The 5,259-nt window shown below is 52.7% G+C and carries 3 protein-coding genes, 2 pseudogenes and 1 other annotated feature; of the genes and pseudogenes, 1 reads left to right on the top strand and 4 read right to left on the bottom strand.

The genetic code is table 11. The annotated features are described in order from the left end of the window. Positions 1 to 296 precede the first annotated feature (296 nt). Positions 297 to 571, bottom strand: a binding site (T-box leader). 49 nt (positions 572 to 620) lie between these two features. Both AK2_RS17025 and AK2_RS16070 read right to left on the bottom strand, forming a co-directional pair. Beyond that, a pseudogene (locus tag AK2_RS17025) lies at positions 621 to 964 on the bottom strand (transposase); the annotation flags it as partial. A 185-nt stretch (positions 965 to 1,149) separates the two neighbouring features. After that, entirely contained in the window at positions 1,150 to 1,413 is a 264-nt protein-coding gene (locus tag AK2_RS16070; protein WP_067937072.1) for a hypothetical protein, read from the bottom strand. A gap of 486 nt (positions 1,414 to 1,899) precedes the next feature. On the opposite strand from AK2_RS16070, the pseudogene AK2_RS16065 reads away from it, so the two are divergent. Then, positions 1,900 to 3,531: pseudogene (locus AK2_RS16065) on the top strand (multicopper oxidase family protein). Positions 3,532 to 3,663: 132 nt separating this feature from the next. On the opposite strand, the gene AK2_RS16060 reads toward AK2_RS16065, so the two are convergent. Then, positions 3,664 to 4,245, bottom strand: coding sequence for an NAD(P)H-dependent oxidoreductase (locus AK2_RS16060; protein WP_067937069.1), 582 nt, complete (start codon positions 4,243 to 4,245; stop codon positions 3,664 to 3,666). 159 nt (positions 4,246 to 4,404) lie between these two features. Continuing rightward, entirely contained in the window at positions 4,405 to 5,199 is a 795-nt protein-coding gene (locus tag AK2_RS16055; protein WP_067937066.1) for an alpha/beta fold hydrolase, read from the bottom strand. Positions 5,200 to 5,259: the final 60 nt, after the last annotated feature.

The raw sequence follows: 5,259 nt of genomic DNA, 5'->3' as shown, positions 1-5,259 counted from the left end.
CTTAGAATGTGATATCGGCCGCTTGGAACAATGCCAGCTGCCACACAGTCCAACGCAAACTAGCGAAGGTGTAAACCCATTTCCTTCGTGGCTTCAAAATACGTGGTGAGCGCTTGAATATCAGCAAGCAGAAGAGCTTCCCGGTGGTACGATCTCCGGTCAGCCCCCTGTCGTAGCGCTTGATTTGCATTCGAACCACTCCTTGTTAAATGGCAATCATTTGTGCACCACCAACCGTCGCTCACACCACCACCTCCTTCTCGGTGCAAAGTCAAAATAAAAAGGTCTCACATCCGGTAAGGGACGTGAGACCGCGGTGCCACCCTCATTCGCCGGGGACATCCCCGACGCGCTCTACGGCACGGAAACCGACGCTGCACATCGGCAACGTGGTATCGATACCTGCCTCATGGTAACGGAGAGACACTCCCGGCAACGCCTACTGCCATAAACACGGGTTCAGCGTGCGACTCAGAAGTCCATTCGGCCTTCTGTACGTATCGGCTTTCCACCCCCGCCGACTCTCTGCAACGTACATGGAATGCGTACTCGTCTTCGTCATGGTCTTCCGATTGGAATTTGTTACATGATACACATGGGTAGGCTGATTCGTCAATGCCCATCTGGGCCATCTCCATGTCGGGCACATCCAGGACTGTACCTACACGTTTGTAGATTTCCTTCTGTAAATCCTTCGAGGTGGCGTCAAGCAAGTTTCTCATGAAATGCGTTTGACACGTCTGCCACGTACACCCCTGCGATGCGGTCTGCAAGGCATTCAACAGTCCGCCATGACTGTCCAAAACCGCAATGTCGACAACCCGCGAATCTCGGCTCTTGAGCCAGGAGAAGAACTCCCGCGAGCTCGCCTGTGACTCACTGTCTCCAAGGATGAGGGCTGAGACTTCCCGCTATCCTTCTTCTTTGCGCCTATGGCAATTATGGCTGCTCTGGAGCGCACCCTATGCGACCTTCAGTTGCTCGGTCACCTGAGCCTGCCAGTCTGCTTGGAAAACGTGAAATCGACGCCGTGGAGACTTTATGTGAGTACCTATTTCAGGCGCAAGTACGGTTCGCAAATATATGCGATCTACCGTAGACGGTGAGCACATCACAGATTGACAGGGCCCCGTATTTAACTTGCCTGAACTAGGGCCATCTCTTTTTCATTACGACCCCATAGCACAAGTGCGGAATCGACAAAGGTTCTTCTTGAAACTCCTGCCGAAGCATCTCGGCCAACTTGCCGTCCAACTCCGACCGGACTACCGGTTCGAGCGTGAGCACAAAGGACAGTGCCCGTACCCGTCCACACCACCCTTCGCGCGTAAACGACACGATGTACGGAATCTGCCATTCATTCACGACTTCATAGCCCGCTTCGTCCCATTCATCAAACCATTCGGCTGGCATTCCTTGTACGAACCTGCTTGGCTCCGGCTTTCGAACCTGCAGCCGTCGGTTTGCCGTTGCGATACCGTCTAACGAGGTCCATCGTCTTTTGGGCAACTTCACTCCCGCTAGTTACAAACACAGAATCCATGACGGCCAACCAACCACCGGGTTTGAGCACACGCTCGAGTTCATCCAGCACCTTTCGCCGGTTAAACCAATCGCCGGTTAAACCAATCGCCGGTTAAACCAATGCCACGCACGAACCGCCACCACCGAGTCGACGACACCAATCTCGCTCGGTAGATTCTCTGCTGGCGCTACGAGGTATCGAATGTTAATGTGCAAAGCAATAGGTGTACCCGCCAGTCCTCCAGCAAGCCTTGGCGAAGGTATGGGAGCGTAGGTACGTTACACTGCATATCCTAAGCATGCCTATCGGATCCTCATAATACGCTGTGTACCATCGATGCAGAGTCCGTCTTATGTTATGGACTCTTGAGGAAGGTGAACTGCGTTTCCCTGGAAAAATTTGTTGATGCGTTGCCTGTACCTCCTGTCTTGCAGCCCACCAGCATTCAGGACGGAATCCCGTTTTACGAAGTCTCTATGAGATAAGCGAAACAAAAATTGCATCGCGACTTGCCACCGACTACTGTGTGGGGTTACAACGGAATGTATCCTGGTCCTACGTTTGAAGCAAAGCGGAATCATCCAATATTAGTTAAGTGGAAAAACAAATTACCCTTTGAACACCTACTCCCCGTTGATCGTACGGTGGGAGGCGCAGAGCCCATCCAACCTTCAGTCCGCACTGTCGTCCACTTGCACGGAGGCAGAGTGAGACCGGAAAACGATGGATTTCCTGAAGCGTGGTTCACACGAGACTTTAAAAAGAGAGGCCCGAAGTTTCTTCATAAAGTTTACCATTATCCGAACTGTCAGCGCGCCGCATCATTTTGGTATCATGATCATGCTCTAGGGATCACACGCCCTCAATGTCTATGCTAGACTGGCAGGACTGTATCTGATTCGCGATGACCATGAAAAACGTTTAAACTTGCCTAGTGGAAAGTTTGAAATCCCATTGATTATCCAAGATCGCTCGTTTTATCCGAACGGGGAACTATTCTATCCGAGTCAACCCAACCAACAGCCGGCGTCTATGGTCCCCTCTTTTCCGACTCCTTCCGTTGTGCCTGAGTTTTTCGGCGATACGATTTTGGTTAACGGGAAAGTCTGGCCCTATCTTGAGGTTGAGCCACGTAAATATCGATTTCGTATTTATAATGGATCGATGCACGATTTTACCACATCACATTGAGTTCTGGTCAACCATTCGTTCAGATTGGCACAGAAGGAGGATTCTTGGAGCATCCGGTTACGACTCCCGATATCATCCTGGCTCCTGCGGAAAGAACCGATGTGATCATCGATTTTTCGGGGTATGATGGACAGAACATCATCTTGAAAAACGACGCCCCGACTCCCTTTCCTGGCGGGGGTGTGCCTCTCACGACTGACCTGATGCAAATCATGGAGTTCCGCGTCAAATCATACCTCTCGATGCCAGATAGGAGCCACATTCCGTCAACTCTCAGCTGTTTGGAACGCTTGGATGCTGCTCAGGCCGCGAGAGTTCGTAAACATGTCCTTGTCGAGAGCACGGATGAATTCGGGCGGCCCCATCTTTTACTCAACCATGCACCTTGGGACGATCCCTTCATGACGGAAACCCCATACAACGGGACAATAGAGATCTGGGAACTGTTCAACACGACAAATGACACTCATCCGATTCACTTACATCTTGTCCAATTTCAAATCCTTGATCGAGCACCATTCCGAGGTAATCCAAGCGGCACTGACCTGATTGTTGGACCACCTCAACCACCCGCCCCTAACGAAATGGGATGGAAGGATACAGTGCGTGCCAACCCCGGTAAAGTCACACGTATCATCGCTCGCTTCGGACCGTTTCCTGGTATCTATCCATGGCATTGTCATATCCTCGAACACGAAGACCACGACATGATGAGACCGTACGAGGTGCTCCAAAATCATAACTTTGACCCGTGCGTGCCCATTCCGGGGGCATGTCCGGATGACGCGTTCACCCAATGTCGCCCATTATCATAGTCGTGATGGTCGTCCCTCCATCGGAGGGTTCAATATATTTCCCGCAGACTTCCGCCCTCCGCAAACCTATTCGCAGAGTTCTCCTGGCCCGGTGTCGGAAGGCATAAGGCCTCTGCATCTTGCTTTAGCGCATCACGTGAGGCCGTATCGCACCTGACGATATACGCGATCCAGCCATTTATGGCGTCGGCGTTCGGTGCTCCGTTTTACTCCTGAGAACACAAAACGCTTCACAGGGCGCAAACCACAAAACCTTAATGTGGCCTCTCCTACGGCCACCCATTCGGCGTTCCGCCGTACCAGCCTCGCATACCACCGTGGAGAATCAATCGTATAAAATACCCATGCGGATTTGCCCCGCAACAATCCCTTCGGAACCAGTCCATCATATGTGAATGCAAATCCGGATGCCAATACTCGGTCAAAGAACCCTTTCAATATGGCCGGTGTACCGTACCACCACACTGGGTAAATGAAGATGAGGTGGTCAGCTTGCCTGATCAGCTCACGGTAGTGAGCGGTTTCCGGATCGTCCTTCATGTTGCTGCGCCTCATTTGATCATGGATGACAAGAACTGGATTGAAGTTGTCCTTGTACAGGTCAACCACCGTAAACGAATGGCCCCCTTCTCGAAGCCCGCGTTCGATCTGCTCTCGGATCGCAGCATTAAAGCTGTTTGGGTTTGGATGCGCATAAATGACGAGCACATTCATAGGGCTCACTCCCGTTTCTGAGCACGATCAAAGACCCAGAGTCTCGTCAGAATGAATACCGCCCGCTGTGCCCCCACGGCCGGTGGATGAAAGGAGCAGGAAGCATCTTCCACGGACCTTCGGCGTAACTTGAAATCCCGTTGCTGCACGGAACTTCTGCTAGACTCCAAGCGTTGCGAGGAAGCCTCGCACTGCCTCAAGATAGCCTACTGGGTCTCCGTTACGAATCGAATGTCCGCAGCCCGGAAATTGCAGAAGCGTCGTGTTCGGTCTTCGCCTCGCCATCTCTTGCGCGTGTGCCCAACTCAAGACGGGACTGTTTTCCCCTTGCATGAGTAGGACAGGGCACGTCGATGCCTGCCAGTCAGCCCACCAGGAGCCGTTGAGCATCTCCTGTGAACGGATTAAGCCCATAGCGTCGAATCGGAACGTCCATCCGTCCGGACACTCTACGACGCTCTCCCCGAAATAAGAAAACGCCCCTGGGCGAAGAAGGCTCTCCAACGCCTGTTGTAGTTCCCGAAGGGTGGGGACCCGGGAAGGCAACTTCTTCAGCCAACTCTGGTCGTCGTTGATCTCGGCGCCGATGTCTTCGATAATCATGGCTCGGACGAGTGTTGGCCGTCGTGCCGCAAGCTGATATGCGTTCACACCACCAAGCGAATGCCCGAGTAGGACCACGGGTCCTCCTCCCAGTTCATTTTCAATGAAACATTGCAGGTCTTGCACGTAGTTGCTTCGGCTATACGCCTCTTTGGCCACATGCTCACTCCAACCGTGGCCCCGCTGATCCAGCGCCACGATCCGCCACTCCGGTATGCCCTTCGCCAGGCCGGCAAACATGGTCGCCGTACCGAAATGACCGTGCAGTGCTACCAGTGTCCGTTCCGATGGACCGCCGAAATCCAAATAGGACAGCTTCACGCCGTTGACCGCAAAAAAATGCCTCTCCATACTTGAAGGCCCTCCCAACCTCAGTAATCCTTTCTCCAGAGACATTCGACAGCGAACGTA

Origin of the sequence: Alicyclobacillus kakegawensis NBRC 103104, from assembly GCF_001552655.1 — a bacterium.
Taxonomy (GTDB): Bacteria; Bacillota; Bacilli; order Alicyclobacillales; family Alicyclobacillaceae; genus Alicyclobacillus_G; species Alicyclobacillus_G kakegawensis.
Note: the sequence above shows the minus strand (reverse complement) of the source record. Positions and strands in the feature narration are given on the sequence as shown.